The following is a 17,528-nucleotide window of genomic DNA, read 5'->3' on the forward strand; positions in this document are numbered from 1 at the left end:
CACGGAATAAACATGAGTAAAACCCGAATACGGGCCAGAAGGTGGGATGACGGCATTTGACGGAAAGAGACGTCATCGTCTAATGTAGTATTATAAAAGAAATTTATAATTTTTATTCCCTGAAGGAGGTGCACCTGTTGGTCGTGATCGCGGCTTAAGGCGCGGACGGCGAACAGGGAATCGTTGAGTAGTGACCCGTTACCCATAGTTTGGAGCATCGTTTTGATTTTCGTGCTCGTCTTTTTAAACGGATTTTTTGTTGCCGCCGAGTTTGCCATGGTTAAAGTAAGAAGCAGTCGAATTGATTCGCTTGTCCAGGACGGCAATCGCAAGGCGAGATTCGCCTCGTTGCTGACGACGAATTTGGATGCTTATTTATCGGCCTGCCAGCTGGGTATTACATTGGCTTCCCTCGGACTTGGCTGGGTGGGCGAACCGACCATTTCGCGCATGATCGAACCTTTGCTCGAGCAGTTTCATCTTGGCGAAGTCGCCATTTCGACCATCTCGTTTATCATCGCGTTTTCGGTCATCACCATTTTTCATATCGTGCTTGGCGAGCTTGCTCCCAAGACCTATGCGATTCGCAAAGCAGAGCCTGTAACGCTGTGGACGGCAATTCCGCTGATCGCGTTCCACAAAGTGATGTATCCGTTCATTTATCTGTTGAACGGCATGGCGAACGGAATGCTGAGAAGCATCGGCATCGAGCCCGCGGCGGAGCATGAATCGGCGCATACGGAAGAAGAAATCCGCATCTTGATGAAGGAAAGCCATAAGTCCGGTCTGATTGACAATACGGAGCTTACGCTGGTCGATAATATTTTCGACTTTGCGGAAACGCATGCCAGAGAAATCATGATTCCACGTACCGAAATGATCTGTCTCTACGCCAATCTGTCGTTCGAGGAGAACCAAGCGATTGCGCTGAAGGAAATGCATACTCGTTATCCTGTATGCGACAAGGACAAAGACAACATTATCGGCTTTATTCATATAAAAGATCTGTTGAAAGTAACGCAGCAGGGCATCCATGACATTCGGCATATTACGCGTCCGATGACGACGATCCCGGATTCCATGCATATCAGCACGCTGTTGAAGCTGATGCAGAAGAAGAAAACGCAAATCGCCATTCTTATCGACGAATATGGCGGAACGTCGGGACTTGTCACTTTGGAAGATATCATGGAAGAAATCGTCGGCGAGATCCAGGATGAATTCGACGAGGAACGCGCGGATGTCGAACCGAAGGAAGACGGCTCGCATTCCATTAACGGCATGATGCTGATTGAAGAAGTGAACAGTTATTTCGGAACGGAAATCGAAAGCGACGATTACGATACGATTGGAGGCTGGATGTATGCGCAGATCGAGAATCCGCCATCGCAAGGTCAGCGGATCGTTTATCCGATCGGGTTTGAATTTATAATCGAGGAAACCGATCACCTGCGGATCTCGCGCATTCAGATTCGCAAGCAGACGGTCGAAGAAGTAGAAGAAGAAATGCTGCTGGAAGAGAATTTACAAGCGGAAACGGGCTAATAACCCGCAGCATGCATGATCGTATGTAACGTGAAGGTTCATGCATAGTGCGAAGAGACGGTCGACGATGTCGATCGTCTCTTTCTTTTTGCGGTCGATCGGCATGGAAAAATCCCCCGGCTCCGAGGAGCCGGGGGATTGCTGCGTTGTTTACTTCTGCACGATATCGATCGTACCGCCGCCGAGACAGACATCTCCGTCGTAGAAGACGACCGCTTGTCCGGGCGTGATTGCTTTCTGCTGCTGCAAGAATTTAACGTCGGCGGTCGAGCCGTCTGCGCGGAACGTGACTTTTACCTGCTGATCCGGCTGACGGTAACGGAACTTCGCGGTGCATGCGAACTCGCCTTCCGGCTTAACGGGAGAAATCCAGTTGATGCCCGTAGCGGTCAATCCCGCCGAGTACAAGCTCGGATGCGCATCGCCTTGCACGACGTAGAGGATATTCTCCTTCAAGTCCTTGTCTGCCACGAACCAGGGCTCGCCGTTTCCTGAACCGCCGATGCCGAGTCCTTGGCGTTGTCCGAGGGTGTAATACATCAGACCGTCGTGCCGGCCTTTCGTCTCGCCGGTTACGATATCGACCATAGGACCTGGCTGAGCAGGCAAATAGCCGCTTAAGAATTGCTTGAAATTGCGTTCGCCGATGAAGCAGACGCCAGTGCTGTCCTTCTTCTTCGCCGTCGCAAGACCGAACTCCTCGGCGATCCGCCGGACTTCCGGTTTAGGCAGATGTCCGATCGGGAACATGGCTTTGGCCAGCTGATCCTGCCTTAAGGCGTGCAGGAAGTACGTTTGGTCTTTGCCGGGATCGACGCCGCGCAGCAGCTTCGATTCCCCGTCGGTGGTACGCTCTAGGCGGGCGTAGTGTCCGGTAGCCAAGTAATCGGCACCCAGCTCCAGCGCTTTCTGCAGGAAATCGCCGAATTTGATTTCGCGGTTGCACATGACGTCGGGGTTCGGCGTCCGGCCGTTCCGGTATTCCTCGAGAAAGTAGGCGAATACCTTATCGTGATAAGCTTTCTCGAAATTGACCGTATAATAAGGGATGCCGATTTGGTCGCAGACGCGGCGTACGTCTTCTGCATCCTCTTCGGCCGTGCAATGGCCGAGTTCATCGGTGTCATCCCAGTTTTTCATGAAAATGCCGATTACGTCGTACCCTTGCTGTTTCAACAGCAAGGCCGTAACGGACGAATCGACGCCGCCTGACATGCCGACGACAACGCGGATATTGGAATTGCTCATTATTCGATCCCACCACCTTGTATTTCAACCCCATACAGACTCGAAAAAGCCGTTTAGGGCGCTTAAGTTTTTATTGTAGCACACTTTCAAGCTTATTTTCATGAAAGTGTCATCGTTTTTTCAACAAATCAACGCTTGGTTATGTTAACATAGATATGATATGGGAATACCATGAATTGTAATCTATTACGGCAGCAACCTTTTAAATAAGATCTTGTTTCGTCGGAGAAGAGGTGCGCGAAAATGAAAATTTCAACGAAAGGCCGTTACGGCCTCACGATTATGATGGAACTGGCCGCCAAATTCGGCGAAGGACCAACATCGCTGAAAAGCATCGCGGAACGTAATCAATTATCGGAACATTACTTGGAGCAGCTGATCGCTCCGCTGCGGAACGCAGGACTCGTTAAGAGCATCCGCGGCGCGTACGGAGGTTACATTCTGTCCAAGGAACCCTATACGATTACTTCGGGCGATGTCATTCGAATTTTGGAAGGTCCGATTTCACCGGTCGATTTCACGGAAGAAGACGATCCGGCCAAAAGAAACCTTTGGCTCCGCATTCGCAACAGCATCGCGGAAGTGCTGGATTCAACGACGCTTGCCGACCTCGTTACCTATAAAGAAGAGGTTAAGCAGGACTCTTATATGTTCTACATTTAAGGATGATTGCATAATGGAACGCATTTATTACGATCACGCGGCTTCATCGCCGATGCATCCCGATGCCGCGGCTGCGATGATGGACGTGTTTACGGGCACCGTAGGCAACCCGTCGAGCATTCACGGGAACGGACGCGCGGCGAGGCAGCTGCTGAACCATTCGCGTGACCTTATCGCCAGCGGACTGGGCTGTGCGCCGGCCGAGCTTGTTTTTACTAGCGGAGGCACGGAGAGCGATAACGAAGCGATTATCGGCGCCGCAAGAGCTGCCCGGCAGAACGGCAAATCCCATATCATTACGACTGCCGCCGAGCATCATGCCGTTCTTCACGCCTGCGAGTCGCTGGAGCGGGAAGGCTTTCGCCTGACCGTGCTGCCAGTGAACGAACAAGGCGTCGTGGCGGCTTCTGATGTCGCGGCGGCGATCACGAACGAAACGGCGCTGATCAGCGTCATGTATGTCAACAATGAGACCGGCACGATTCAACCGATTCATGCAATCGGCGAAATCGCCCGGTCTCGCGGCGTTGCGTTTCATGTCGATGCTGTGCAGGCATTAGGCGTGCTGCCGATCGAATTGCGCTCGATGCCCGTTGATCTTATGAGCTTCTCCGCCCATAAAATCAACGGGCCGCAAGGCGTGGGCGCGCTCTTCGTCCGTAAGGGCACCGTTCTGGAGCCGCTGCTTCACGGAGGATCGCAGGAACGGAAGAGACGGCCGGGTACGGAGAACATCGCAGGCATCGTTGGGTTCGCCGCCGCGTTTGAACGTTGTGTGAATTCGATGGCGGAACGGAAACTTTTCTTGGACAAGCTACGTTATACATGGATAGAACGGATGAAAGCTATCGCCGGCGCGGAACGGGTCGTGGTGAACGGCCATGAAACGGAATATGCGCCGCATATCTTGAATCTTAGCTTCCTCGGCTTCACGTCGGAGACGCTGCTGATGAATTTAGATCTTGTCGGCATTGCGGCTTCCGGCGGCTCTGCTTGCACGGCCGGCGCGCTCGAGCCTTCTCATGTGCTGCTAGCGATGGGAATCTCGCAAGAACGTCAATCTTCCGCTGTACGGTTTAGCTTCGGTTTGGGAAATACTATGGAGGAACTCGAATCGGCGGTTAAAAAAGTTGAAACCTTTATGAGCCGCATTCGTAATACTGCCTAGGAGGCCTTGCCAGACTGTGTTAAGACTACAGCATCTGATTGGACTGCCTGTCATTGAAATGAACGCCGGCAAGCATGTCGGACATGTGAAGGATGCATGGTTTGACGAGCACTGGCAGCTTGGCGGCATTATTTTGGACGCCGGAAGGCGATTCTTTACTTCGATGAAAGCCGTCTTGTGGAGCGAGGTTCTGGTCTGCGGAGAAGATGCGGTTATCATTATGAACGAAGCATCGGTGAAACGGACGAAACAAGCGGATATACAGCGTTCTTTCCTAACGGGAACCGTGCGATTGAAAGATCTGCCTGTCATTACCGCGCATGGCGAACAACTTGGACGCGTATCCGATGTTTATTTTGGCGAGATACAGGGTACACAAATAATAGGCTATGAATTGACGGACGGTTTCATAGCGGATATCATGGAAGGCCGCAAATGGCTTCCTGCTCCGCTGCAAGCTGATGAAGTCATGCTTGGCAATGATGTCATTATAGTACCGGCCGGAAGCGAGGACTACCTCTCGCCGGTCGTTGTTTCAGAGACGGATATTAGGGAGAAATGAGCTATGAAATGCCCAAATTGCAGTTCAAAGGATATCGGGAAAATCGGATCACACCAGTATTACTGTTGGGGATGCTTCATCGAATTAACGGTGAATGGCGAGAAAATGTCCGTCTATCAAGTGGAAGAAGACGGCACGCTTAGCTCGCTGGACGATTTATTCTTTGAAGACGAAATGCCGCAGGTTCATGTGAACTAGCTTGTGCGTTCCGCTGCGGTATCTGGGAAACGGCCTTGTATAAGGCCGTTTTTTGTTTTTTCCGGGAAAGGATGGGAATCGGCGGAAGTCCATCAACTTGCGGGATGATTCCGGCAACTTGTACATATACTGTAATACTAGTTATATCGGATGCGGCCTTTGAATATTGAAGCGCCTCTGCATGCTGATTCAAGGAGGTATTGGGCGTGGAACGGTTCACGAACAACCGTATTTTTACTTGGCTCGTCTATCTCATATTGGGATTGATCGCCTTGTATCTGCTGCTGCTGTTGAAGCCGATTTTCATCCACATCTATATCTTCCTGCGGGCGGTGCTCGCGCCGTTCTTGATTGCGATGATTATCTCGTACGTGCTGAATCCGATCGTCAGCCTGCTGCATGAGCGGAGGGTGCCGCGGACGATGGCGGTGCTGCTTATCTATGCGGTTTTCTGTGCATCGTTGACCGTAGTCTTGATGAATGCCATCCCCATGTTCCTGGATCAGCTGCAGGAGCTGAATCGCCATATGCCGGATTTATCGATGAAAGCCCAGAACATCGTCGACGATCTGAACAATTCTTCGCTTCTGCCGGAGAGCATTCGTTCGGGAATCAATAAAGCGCTGTACAAGCTGGAGAAACACGGCTCGGATGCCATCTTCAGCTTCATCAACAATATCGGGGCGATGCTGAACGTCGTCTTTATCGCGTTCATCATTCCGTTCCTGGCGTTCTATATTTTGAAGGATTTCGAGGTGTTCGAGCGGACGCTGTTGACCTACGTGCCTAAACCGCACCGCAAGCACGCCGTACGGCTGCTGAAAGACATCGATAACGCCTTGGGAAGCTACATACGCGGTCAATTTCTCGTGTGCATCATCGTCGGTACGCTGGCGTACATCGGCTATCTCATCATCGGCATGCCCTATGCGCTGTTGCTGGCGAGCGTCGTCGCGGTAACGAACATTATTCCGTACTTGGGTCCGTTCTTCGGCGCGGCTCCGGCACTCGTGATGGCCTCGACCGTTTCGCTCAAAATGATGCTGATGGTCGTCATCGTGAACACCGTCTGCCAAATTCTCGAAGGCAATGTCATCTCCCCGCAGGTGGTGGGCCGCACGCTGCATATGCACCCGCTGTCGATTATTTTCGCGCTGCTCGTCGGCGGAGAATTGGCGGGCATCGTCGGCATGATATTGGCGGTGCCGATCTTCGCGGCGCTCAAGGTTATCGTGCAGCATATCTTCGCGTATTACGTGCGCAGGAAGACGATTTGACAGCGTGTGCAGATTACTGATATTCTATTTCTATCTAGGTTATAGGCATAATCTAACACGTTGAAGAAACTGAAGTAGATCATAGACCGCCAACAGAGAAAGAATTTCTTCGCAGAAGCGGATTGGTTTGCGTGTACGACCGTAAGGTTGGACATGCAGCATTCCGCCAGATCGGATTGGTTTGCGTGTACGACCATAAGGTTGGACATGCAGCATTCCGCCAGATCGGATTGGTTTGCGTGTACGACCGTAAGGTTGGACATGCAGCATTCCGCATTTGAAACATTGCGACGGTTGAGAAAATTCTACGGGCGAAGGATGATTGAAAGCTGGTTTCGGAGTGCGAACGAACTTCGCCGGGTGGACCCGTTACTGTCTATTGAAGGAGATTGTTCAGGCTGCAGGCGCGGGAAGTTGTAACTTGCGTTGTTTGCCGGGCAATAACCAGGGTGGTACCGCGAATGATTCGTCCCTGTTTTTGGGGGGCGTTTTTTTATTTTATTTGACATTGTGGAGGTAGAAGCGACATGAAAGCAAGTGAAATCCGTTCCAAATGGCTCGCTTTCTTTGAAAGCAAAGGCCATAAGATCGAACCGAGCGCGTCTCTCGTACCGCATAACGATCCGTCCCTGCTTTGGATCAATGCAGGCATGGCGCCGCTGAAGCCTTATTTTGACGGCCGCGTCATCCCGGACAACCCGCGGATCACCAACTCGCAGAAGTGCATTCGGACGAACGATATCGAGAACGTTGGCAAAACGCGCCGCCATCATACCATGTTCGAAATGCTAGGCAACTTCTCGATCGGCGACTATTTCAAGGAAGAAGTCATTACGTGGGCTTGGGAGTTCCTGACGAGTCCGCAATGGATCGGCTTCGATCCGGAGCGTCTGTCCGTTACGGTATATCCGGAGGACGAAGAGGCATTCCGCTTCTGGAACGAGAAAATCGGTCTTCCCGCAGAGCGCATCTACAAGCTGGAAGAGAACTTCTGGGATATCGGCGAAGGCCCTTGCGGCCCTTGCACGGAAATTTTCTATGACCGCGGCGATGCTTTCGGAGACTTGAACGATCCGGAATGCTGGCCTGGCGGCGAAAATGAACGGTTTCTGGAAGTATGGAACCTCGTCTTTTCGCAATATAATCATAATAAAGACGGCAGCTACACGCCGCTCCCGAACAAGAACATCGATACCGGCGCAGGCTTGGAACGGTTCACGTCGATCTTGCAGAACGTGGATTCCAACTTCGACACGGACCTGTTCCGCCCGATCATCGACCGTACTTGCGAAATCGCCGGCGTGACGTATCACACGAATCCGGAGCATGATATCGCGCTGAAAGTGATCGCCGACCATATCCGGACGGTAGCATTCGCCGTCGGCGACGGCGTTATGCCTTCCAACGAAGGCCGCGGCTACGTTATCCGCAGACTTCTCCGCCGTGCGGTTCGCTACGGGAAAACGCTAGGCGTCGATCGTCCATTCCTGTTCGAGCTTGTTTCCGTCGTTGGCGAAATCATGGGTACCTACTACTCGGAAATCGTGGACAAACGCGAGTTTATCGAGAAAGTCATGCGCACGGAAGAAGAACGTTTCCACGAAACGCTGTCCGATGGCCTTTCCTTGCTCGGCGAGCTGGTCAAAACAGCCAAAGCAGAGGGCAAATCGCTGATCAGCGGTCCGGATGCCTTTAAACTGTACGACACGTACGGTTTTCCGTTCGACTTGACGGAAGACTACGCTGCCGAGCATGGCATGTCGGTTGACCGCGAAGGCTTCGATGCTTCGATGGAAGAGCAGCGTACGCGCGCGCGCGCAGCGCGTCAAGAAACGGGCGGCATGAACGTCCAAGGCGGACCGCTTGCTGATTTCACGCTGAAATCGGAATTCGTCGGCTATCAGGATCTTGCGGTAGAAGGCGCGAAGGTCATTGCGCTCGTCGATGGAAATGCGCTGGTTGAAGAAGCGGGAGAAGGCGCTCGGGTACTGGTCATCCTGGACCGTACATCCTTCTATGCCGAAAGCGGCGGCCAAGTCGGCGACAGCGGTACGATCGTTGGAGAAGGCTATTCGCTGACAGTCGATAACGTCACGAAAGCGCCGCATGGCCAGTCGGTTCACCATGCAGTCGTCGAACGCGGCACCGTCAAGACCGGCGATACCGTTCAAGCGGTCGTAACAACGCAAACGCGCGAGGACACGATCAAGAATCATACCGCAACGCACTTGCTTCACCGCGCGCTCAAAGACGTGCTCGGCGAGCATGTCAATCAAGCGGGCTCTTTGGTCGAACCGGAACGTCTGCGCTTTGACTTCTCGCATTTCGGCAGCATCAGCCCGGAAGAACTGACCGATATCGAGCGCCGCGTCAACGAGCAAATTTGGCTCGGCACCGCGCTGCAAATCGATTACAAGTCGCTGGCAGAAGCGAAGGCTATGGGCGCCATGGCGCTGTTCGGAGAGAAATACGGCGATGTCGTGCGCGTTGTACGAGTCGGCGAGTACAGCCTGGAGCTTTGCGGAGGCTGCCACGTAACGAATACGTCGCAGATCGGTCTGTTCAAGCTTGTCAGCGAGAGCGGCATCGGATCCGGCGTTCGCCGGATCGAGGCGCTGACCGGCCGTCACGCGTACCTTTACATGGAAGGCCAATTGGAGCTGTTGAAACAAGCGGCCGCGCTGCTTAAGAGTAACCTGAACGACGTGCCGAAGCGTATCGAAGGTCTGCACGCTCAAGTGAAGGACATGACTCGCGACAACGAGTCGCTGCAAAGCAAGCTGAGCCGCATCGAAGCGGGATCGCTGGAAACCCAAGCGAAAACGGTCGGCGGCATCACGCTGCTCGCGGCGCAAGTCAACGCTCCGTCGATGGACGCGCTTCGCGGCATCGTGGATGAGCTGAAGACGAAATTGACCAGTTCGGTAATCGTGCTTGGCGCCGTAGCCGAGGACAAAGTCAACTTGGTAGCTGCTGTATCCCCGGATCTCGTTAAGCAAGGTTTCAACGCTGGAAAGATCATTAAAGAAGCTGCGGCGGCATGCGGCGGCGGCGGCGGCGGACGTCCTGACATGGCGCAAGCCGGGGGCAAAGATCCGTCCAAATTAGCTGAAGCGCTCCAAATTGCCGAAGAACTGGTTCTTGCGCAGTCAAATGTGATATGATACTGGTATAAATCGGCTGTCAAGCGACTTGGAAAGTGAGGTGCTGGCGATGAATTCAATGGACAAGACAATGAAATTCGACGTAAAGGCGGAAGGAGAAGCTTCTTCGAAGGAGATTATGCTTTCCGTGTACGACGCGCTGCTTGAGAAGGATTACAATCCCATCAATCAAATTGTCGGTTATTTGTTGTCCGGAGACCCTGCTTACATTCCACGGCATAACAATGCCCGAAGCTTGATTCGCAGGAAAGAGCGCGACGAACTGATCGAAGAACTGGTGCGCTCATACCTAAGTCAGCACAGCAAATAATGATCGATTACAGAAATGAGGCTCCCGTCGCATGCGTCTAATGGGTTTGGATTACGGCGACCGCAGGATTGGTGTTGCCGTCAGTGATGCATTCGGCTGGACTGCGCAGGGCGTTGGCGTTGTGGAGAAGCGTCGCGATAACGGCGAGGACGAAGCAATCGCCAAGCTCGTGCAGGAACATGAAGTATCTGAGATTGTAGTCGGATTACCGAAGAACATGAATGGCACCATCGGACCGCGTGGCGAAATTTGCATCGCATTCGCTCAACATTTACAGCAAAAGCTAAATGTACCCGTACACCTTTGGGACGAACGGCTGACAACTGTTGCCGCAGAACGCACGCTGATTGAAGCAGATGTCAGCCGTAAGAAGCGAAAGTTAGTGGTGGACAAAATGGCGGCAACGCTCATTTTGCAAAATTATCTCGATTCTAAAACGAAAAGGTGAGGGTAACGATGACAAAGGACAACATGCAGTACGAAGAGCCGGAAATCATCTACATTCCAGATGAAGAAGGCAACGAAGAAGAATTCGAGGTAGTCATGAAGTTCGAGGTAGACGGCTCCGATCAGAAATATATGATGGTTGTGCCGCTTAATGTCGATTCCGAGGACGAGCAGGACGAAGACGCGGATGAAGTCTACGCGTTCCGCTACGAAGAAGACGGCGACGACTTGAAGCTGTATACGATCGAAGACGAAGAAGAGTGGAATATGGTCGAAGAGACTTTTAATACGCTTCTTGCAGAAATTGACGAAAACGATTAACGGTTTGTTGAAGGGAGATCTGTGCAGTGTCTGAAATAAAACGGATTTCCGTATTGAGTCCGATTTACGGAACGGAAGTTGATTTGATCGGCGAAGCGGGCGAAACGGAACCGTTTCAAATCGTAGCCGAATTTCAACTCGGCGACCGTGCCTATGCAGGCTTGCAATCGCAAAGCATGCAGAAGGAAGACGAAATCGCATTCTTCCGCATCGTAATGAACGACGGTTCCGAGCCGGAACTGGAGTCCATCGAAGATGACGAGGAATGGGAAGATGTCTCGGAAGCCTACGATGACTTCATGTTTGAAGGCGATGACCAGCCTTAAGGCGGTCACTCTCAAAGAACATAGGGAAGAACGGATGGGGCGGCGCTGACCGCCCTTTTTCCGCGCTGATATTAGAGAAAGTGGGGATCGTTGCTTGCGTTCATCAAAGCACCAGCCGGAAAGCGATTGGCCGGCAAACGACATGCGTCCAACCGGGCCGGGAAAAGGCCGAATTACGTTTTGGGTCATTACGACGATTTTAAGCCTTATGATCATCATTGCGGGCGGTACTTATCTTTATGTTTGGAATGGACTTCGGCCGACTTCAGGCGGCGAAACCGTGCAAGTCGAGCTGAAGAAGGGCGCCTCGCCCTTCCAGTTCGCAGAAGTGCTTGAGGATCAAGGAATCATACGCAACGCTTTTCTTTTCAAATATTATTTGCGCTACAAAAACGAAGGTCCGCACTTTCAAGCAGGCGTTTATGAGCTTCAGCCTGGCATGGACAAGCAGGCCATTATCGCGAAGCTGAATGCCGGCGAGATATTGAAGGCGGAGACGATTCGCTTTACGATTCCGGAAGGATTCACGGTTCAACAAATCGCGGATAAGCTGAGCGAAGCCGGATATGGGGACAAGGCGGCATTCTTGGCGGCTGCCGACAAGGAACAGGTATGGCCGGATACGGATGCCTCGAAGAATATCCCGAAAGACGGCAAGCTTCGTCATCGGCTTGAAGGCTACATGTTCCCTGAAACCTACGAGCTGCCTAAGGACTCGAAGCCGGAAGCGATTATCGACCGCATGCTTCAGGAGCTGGACCACAAGTTAGACGGCCTGCCTGAGAATTGGGAAGAAGCGCTCACGGAGAACGGCATTAATTTCCACCAAATGATGACGATCGCGTCCCTGATCGAACGCGAAGTCGTCGTCGACGAAGAGCGTCCGATCGTAGCGGGGATTATCTATAACCGGTTGAAGAAAGGGATGCCGCTTCAGATTGACGCCACCGTGCAGTATTTGCTCGATAAGCAGAAGGAGCGTCTGATGGAATCGGATCTTCAGGTCGATAGTCCATACAACACGTACAAGATTAAAGGTCTTCCGCCGGGTCCGATCGCATCGCCGAGCTTGAAATCGATTGAGGCCGCGCTGTTCCCGACGAAAACGGATTATTATTACTACGTGACGAAGAAAGACGGAAGTCATGAGCATTTGTTCGCGGAAACGCTCAAGCAGCATAATCAGAACATCGCGAAAAGCAATCAAACAGCCAAGCAATAGCGATTATGCTTTTGCAGACTGCGTTCACAAAACTAAGTTTATGCTTACGAAGCAGTTTTGCTATCATTGCCGGTAATACCGGCTGCAGACTGCGTTCACAAAACTAAGTTTATGCTTACGAAGCAGTTTTGCTATCATTGCCGGTAATGCCGGCTGCAGACTGCGTTCACAAAACTAAGTTTATGCTTACGAAGCAGTTTTGCTATCATTGCCGGTAATACCGGCTGCAGACTGCGTTCACAAAACTTTTAGGAGGATTCACAAATGGCAACAAAGCCGGAGCTGCTTATAGACGCAGCTTCTCTCGCCGACATGGAGCGATTGATTGAAGCGGGCGCAGATGCGTTTGTCATTGGCGAAGCGCGGTACGGCATGCGGCTCCCCGGCGATTTCGATATCGCGGGGATTGCGGCGGCCGTCAAGCTGGCCCACGTCCATCAAGTATCCGTATACGTGGCGGTCAACAATGTCATGGACAATGCGACGGTAGATACTTTGCCGGAATATCTCAAAGCGCTGGCCGATGCCGGCGTCGATGCGATCGTATTCGGAGACCCGGCCGTGCTCATGGCGGCTCGCACAGCCGCACCGGAATTGAAGCTGCACTGGAATGCCGAGATGACGTCGACGAACTATGCGACGGCCAATTATTGGGGACGCCGCGGTTCATCCAGAGTCGTGCTCGCCCGCGAATTGAATTTGGAACAGATTATCGGGATCAAAGAGAATACGGAGCTTGCCGTTCAAGTTCAGGTACACGGCATGACCAATATTTATCATTCCAAGCGGCCGCTCGTGCACAATTATTTCGTGCATCAGAACAAAGACGGCGCCGAAGAGAACGTTCCCGTTCACGGCAAGCGTGAAGACGGCTTGTACCTGATCGAAGCGGAGCGCCCCGATGAACGGTTCCCGATCTATGAAGACGCAAACGGCACCCATATCATGAGTTCCGACGATCTATGCATGATTGAGAACCTGCACGAGCTGATGGAAGTTAATATCGATAGCTTTCGGATTGAAGGCCTGTTAAAATCGATAACATACAACGAAACCGTGGTGCGTGCATATCGCGCGGCGATTGACGCGTATTACGCGGATCCGCAAGGGTATGCCTTTGACGATGCCTGGCTCGATTCCATCGCAGCGCTGCAGGATCCGGCGCGTGAACTGTCCTATGGGTTTTTCTATAAAGAACAAGTGTATTAAGTCACCGAGGTACGTTTTTGGAGGTGAGAATGGTGACAACGCAAACTGCTCCTCGTTTTAAGGGGAAGAGAAACCGGCTGGATAAGCCGGAACTGCTGGCTCCGGCCGGCAATTTAGAGAAATTGAAATTCGCCGTTCACTACGGTGCGGATGCGGTATACATCGGTGGACAGAAATACGGTCTTCGTTCGAATGCCGACAATTTCAGCTTTGAAGAGATGAAGGAAGGCGTCGAGTTCGCCAAGCGCTATGGCGCGAAGGTATTCGTCGCAACCAATATATACGCGCATAATGAAGACATTTCCGGTCTGGAAGAGTATTTGAAAGAACTGGAAAATGCGGGAATCGCAGCGATCATCGCGGCCGATCCGATCATTATCGAGACGGCGCAGCGCGTTGCGCCGAAGCTTGAAGTGCATCTCAGCACGCAGCAGTCCACCATGAATTGGCAGTCCGTGCAGTTCTGGAAGGAAGAAGGCCTGCCGCGCGTCGTGTTGGCGCGAGAAGCGAGTATCGAGGAAATCGCGGAGATGAAGGCGCATGTCGATATCGAAATCGAAGCGTTCATACATGGCGCAATGTGCTCCTCGTTCTCCGGACGCTGCGTCTTGTCCAACCATTTTACGGATCGCGACTCCAATCGCGGCGGCTGCTGCCAGTCCTGCAGATGGAAGTACGATATTTACGAAGACGATCTGCAAATGGTTGGCATGGATGCCGATAAATTCACGATGGGCTCCAAAGACTTGTGCATGCTGGAGCATATTCCGGATTTGATCGAAGTCGGCGTCGACAGCTTCAAAATCGAAGGACGCATGAAGAGCCTTCACTACGTAGCAACGGTCGTCAACGCCTATCGCCAAGCGATCGATTCGTATATGGCGGATCCGGAGCATTACGAGCTGAAGCAGGTATGGCTCGACGATATTCAGAAAGCCGCGAACCGGCCGCTGAATACGGGGTTCTTCTATGATACGCCAGGTGCGGAGGATCATATTTATCAGCCGGAAGATAAAGCGGCGCCTTATGATTTCGCAGGTGTCGTCGTATCGTACGATGAAGCTTCCGGCACGGCTGTCATCCAGCAGCGCAACCATTTCAAGCCAGGACAAGAAGTTGAATTCTTCGGTCCGGACGGAACGTTCTTCAAGCAAACCGTCGGCGATATCAAAGACACGGAAGGCAACGCGCTCGACGCTGCTAGACATCCGCTGCAGCATGTCGTGATTCGCACGGAGTCTCCGGTTAAGCCTATGGACATGATGCGCAAACGAATCCGCTAATACATTAGACCTATAAACATTCTCGTCGATCCTTCGATGAGAATGTTTTTTTTTATGGATTTTTTTTCTATTAAGCTAATAATTCGATTTCTTGATACCGATAAAATGGTTGTTGCAACTTTTGTCGAGAATTGCTTGGTTCGAGGAAAGGGCATTAAGCCTTCATACATAAGCATGCGACGCATACCCGCAAAAGAACGCATCCGTAACCGGAAATCTATCACTAGACCAGGTGGTGTCAAGCAATGAAGATCAAGTCAAAGAAGGATAAAACGAAAACGCAATCAAACGAAAGCAAATCGAATGGCAACATGAAGTCGCTTTACTCCAATTCCGTGAACGGCATCAGAAACGTCAAGCTTACGAATCCCATCAAGTCCGTGGGACTCATGCTCTTCTTAATTATTTTCAGCGCAATCTTGGTTTGCGTGCTAGTCGTAGGCTTATTCTCCTATTCAACCTCGAAAAGCATCATCAAGGATAAGGTTGCGGAGTCCAGCTCGGTCGCGCTCAAGCAATCGAATGGGAAATTAGATCTGATGTTCAAGAACTACGAAGCGTTGTCGATGCAAATTCTTCTGGATAAGAATGTACAGGACCTTCTGTTGCAATATAAGACGGCGACGGACGATTACGACAAATTCGATCTAATGAAGAAAATCGGCGATACAGTACAAACTTATGTGCTCGCCAATCAATCCATTGCGGGTGCAGCGATTATCCCGATTTCCGGGAATGCAAATGCGGTTACGATTGGCACTTCGACCATTACCACAGAAGATGGACAAAAGTCCGAATGGATGAAATCCATCTTGGATGGAGCTGGCCGCTTGGTGTGGCTGCCTTCCAAAGTGAAAGGTTACAGCGACACCGCCAGCGAACCGACGTTCGCGATGGGGCGCGTCATGAAGAATACGACGAACAACGAAGGCAATTTCATTATGATCGTTGAAGTTAAATTGAAAACGATCGGCGAGCAATTGGCAGACCTGAAGCTCGGGAACAACAGCGAGACGATTATTTTGGACGACAAGAACAATGTCGTGTATAGCGCGAACGCAGAGCAAATCGGCAAACCTTCGCCGATCGCGCTCAAGGATTCCAAGAAGGATGAAGGCTCCTTGACGACGACGGATTCGAATGATCACGAAGTGCTCGCCATGTACAATCAATTCGAAAGCACGGGCTGGAAGATGCTCGGTACCGTTCCTGTAGAAGAACTGGTCAAAGACGCGAAACAGATTCGCAACGCAACGTATATTATTGCGGCTATCGCGGCACTGCTGGCTATCGGAATCGGGCTGCTTGTTATTCGTATGGTCGCTATTCCGCTCGTCAACCTGCGGAACCTGATGAACGAAGGGGAACGCGGTAATCTGACCGTTCGTTCCACGATCAATAAGAAGGATGAAATTGGTCAATTGGCGCAAAGCTTCAATCAGATGATGGCGCAGATCACCATCCTTGTCACGCAAACGAACCAGTCGGCACAGGACGTTCTGGCCACGGCAGGCGAGTTGTCCGACGCTTCGAAGAAAACAGCGATTTCCGCCAAGGAGATTGCGGTTGCAACCGAGGAGATCGCGAACGGAGCGACCAGCCTTGCGGTTGAAGCGGAGAAGGGCAGCGATCTTACGAGCGAGATCAGTCAGCAAATGCAGCAGGTTACAGGCGCAAACCAAGAAATGGGCGTTGCTGCATCCGAAGTGGAGAGAGCCAGCCATCAAGGTACGGTTTATATGAACAGCCTCATCGAGAAAACCGGATTGACGGAAGAAATGACGCGTTCCATGGTCGAGAAGGTAGACAAGCTGAAGGAATCGACGCGTTCGATTCGCAAAATTCTAGAAGTATTGAACAACATGACGAAACAAACCAATATCTTGTCCCTGAATGCAACGATTGAAGCAGCGCGCGCAGGAACTGCCGGCAAAGGCTTCATGGTCGTCGCGGATGAAATTCGCAAGCTTGCCGATCAGTCGCGTCAGTCCATTGACGTTGTCGGTCAAATTACCGAGACGATCCAGAAAGAAATCGACGAGACGGTAAGCGTGCTGTCGGATGCTTATCCGATCTTCCAAGAACAAATTCAGTCCGTAAAAGAAGCGAATCAAATCTTCTTGACGGTTCAGGGTCAAATGGGCGATTTCGTCGGCCGTCTGGGTTCGGTAACCAATTCGATCGGAACCTTGGAGCGTTCTCAAGTCGTGCTGTCCGAGGCGATGGGCAATGTTAGTGCCGTGGCCGAAGAATCTTCCGCTACCTCCCAAGAAGTTGCTTCGCTCAGCAATGAGCAAACGAACATCAGCGAAGGCCTGGTCCGTTTGTCGGACAAGCTGGAGACCGTCTCTACAGGTCTGAAAGAAACGCTGAGCCGTTTCCGTACGTAATACGATCGATATTATCGATACCGAATCATACAAGGTAATGTAAAATCCGGCCCTTTCCTGGGGGCCGGATTTTTATTTGGCCTATGTGACCCATTCTGGAGTTCACCCAGAGGGATTCATTCAATCCATTCATCAATCCATTCAGCAATCCGATACACGGCTCTCGCAAAGCGAGACGAGCAAACAAAGGGGCGA

Annotated in this window: 16 protein-coding genes; 15 read left to right on the forward strand and 1 reads right to left on the reverse strand. The window is 51.7% G+C overall.

What is annotated here, in order from left to right:
* Positions 1–183 precede the first annotated feature (183 nt).
* The gene (locus GZH47_RS27735) at positions 184–1,545 is read left to right on the forward strand and encodes a hemolysin family protein (protein WP_162644208.1); all 1,362 of its coding nucleotides are present in this window, start codon (positions 184–186) and stop codon (positions 1,543–1,545) included.
* A gap of 150 nt (positions 1,546–1,695) precedes the next feature.
* Here the strand turns inward: GZH47_RS27735 and mnmA are convergent, their stop codons facing one another.
* Positions 1,696–2,793, reverse strand: a complete 1,098-nt coding sequence (gene mnmA, locus GZH47_RS27740; protein ID WP_162644209.1) for a tRNA 2-thiouridine(34) synthase MnmA — start codon at positions 2,791–2,793, stop codon at positions 1,696–1,698.
* 243 nt (positions 2,794–3,036) lie between these two features.
* Between mnmA and cymR the strand changes: the two genes are divergently transcribed.
* The 14 genes from cymR to GZH47_RS27810 all read left to right on the forward strand — a co-directional run bounded on the left by cymR (position 3,037) and on the right by GZH47_RS27810 (position 17,333).
* Positions 3,037–3,456 carry a cysteine metabolism transcriptional regulator CymR gene (cymR, locus tag GZH47_RS27745; RefSeq protein WP_162644210.1) on the forward strand — a complete coding sequence of 140 codons (420 nt, stop codon included), beginning with the start codon at positions 3,037–3,039 and terminating at the stop codon, positions 3,454–3,456.
* A gap of 13 nt (positions 3,457–3,469) precedes the next feature.
* A complete protein-coding gene (locus GZH47_RS27750) occupies positions 3,470–4,624 on the forward strand; it encodes a cysteine desulfurase family protein (RefSeq protein ID WP_162644211.1) in 1,155 nt (384 codons plus the stop codon).
* Positions 4,625–4,640: 16 nt separating this feature from the next.
* The gene (locus tag GZH47_RS27755; RefSeq protein WP_162644212.1) at positions 4,641–5,186 is read left to right on the forward strand and encodes a PRC-barrel domain-containing protein; all 546 of its coding nucleotides are present in this window, start codon (positions 4,641–4,643) and stop codon (positions 5,184–5,186) included.
* A 3-nt stretch (positions 5,187–5,189) separates the two neighbouring features.
* Positions 5,190–5,384, forward strand: a complete 195-nt coding sequence (locus tag GZH47_RS27760; RefSeq protein ID WP_162644213.1) for a hypothetical protein — start codon at positions 5,190–5,192, stop codon at positions 5,382–5,384.
* A gap of 206 nt (positions 5,385–5,590) precedes the next feature.
* Entirely contained in the window at positions 5,591–6,661 is a 1,071-nt protein-coding gene (locus GZH47_RS27765; protein ID WP_162644214.1) for an AI-2E family transporter, read from the forward strand.
* A gap of 527 nt (positions 6,662–7,188) precedes the next feature.
* Positions 7,189–9,825 carry an alanine--tRNA ligase gene (alaS, locus tag GZH47_RS27770; protein ID WP_162644215.1) on the forward strand — a complete coding sequence of 879 codons (2,637 nt, stop codon included), beginning with the start codon at positions 7,189–7,191 and terminating at the stop codon, positions 9,823–9,825.
* A gap of 49 nt (positions 9,826–9,874) precedes the next feature.
* Positions 9,875–10,135, forward strand: coding sequence for an IreB family regulatory phosphoprotein (locus GZH47_RS27775; protein WP_162644216.1), 261 nt, complete (start codon positions 9,875–9,877; stop codon positions 10,133–10,135).
* Between the two features lie 31 nt (positions 10,136–10,166).
* Positions 10,167–10,583 (forward strand): Holliday junction resolvase RuvX, encoded by a 417-nt coding sequence (gene ruvX, locus GZH47_RS27780; RefSeq protein ID WP_162644217.1) that lies wholly within the window; start codon positions 10,167–10,169, stop codon positions 10,581–10,583.
* An 8-nt stretch (positions 10,584–10,591) separates the two neighbouring features.
* Entirely contained in the window at positions 10,592–10,903 is a 312-nt protein-coding gene (locus GZH47_RS27785; RefSeq protein WP_161744759.1) for a DUF1292 domain-containing protein, read from the forward strand.
* Positions 10,904–10,929: 26 nt separating this feature from the next.
* Entirely contained in the window at positions 10,930–11,229 is a 300-nt protein-coding gene (locus tag GZH47_RS27790; protein ID WP_225446245.1) for a DUF1292 domain-containing protein, read from the forward strand.
* Positions 11,230–11,323: 94 nt separating this feature from the next.
* Positions 11,324–12,451 carry an endolytic transglycosylase MltG gene (gene mltG, locus GZH47_RS27795; RefSeq protein ID WP_225446246.1) on the forward strand — a complete coding sequence of 376 codons (1,128 nt, stop codon included), beginning with the start codon at positions 11,324–11,326 and terminating at the stop codon, positions 12,449–12,451.
* 264 nt (positions 12,452–12,715) lie between these two features.
* On the forward strand, positions 12,716–13,660 hold the full coding sequence (locus GZH47_RS27800) for a peptidase U32 family protein (RefSeq protein WP_162644218.1): 945 nt from the start codon (positions 12,716–12,718) through the stop codon (positions 13,658–13,660).
* A 29-nt stretch (positions 13,661–13,689) separates the two neighbouring features.
* Positions 13,690–14,943, forward strand: a complete 1,254-nt coding sequence (locus GZH47_RS27805; RefSeq protein WP_192043550.1) for a peptidase U32 family protein — start codon at positions 13,690–13,692, stop codon at positions 14,941–14,943.
* 245 nt (positions 14,944–15,188) lie between these two features.
* Entirely contained in the window at positions 15,189–17,333 is a 2,145-nt protein-coding gene (locus GZH47_RS27810) for a methyl-accepting chemotaxis protein (RefSeq protein ID WP_225446247.1), read from the forward strand.
* The last annotated feature ends 195 nt before the right edge of the window (positions 17,334–17,528 follow it).

Origin of the sequence: Paenibacillus rhizovicinus (assembly GCF_010365285.1) — a bacterium.
In the GTDB taxonomy this organism is placed as follows: Bacteria; Bacillota; Bacilli; order Paenibacillales; family Paenibacillaceae; genus Paenibacillus_Z; species Paenibacillus_Z rhizovicinus.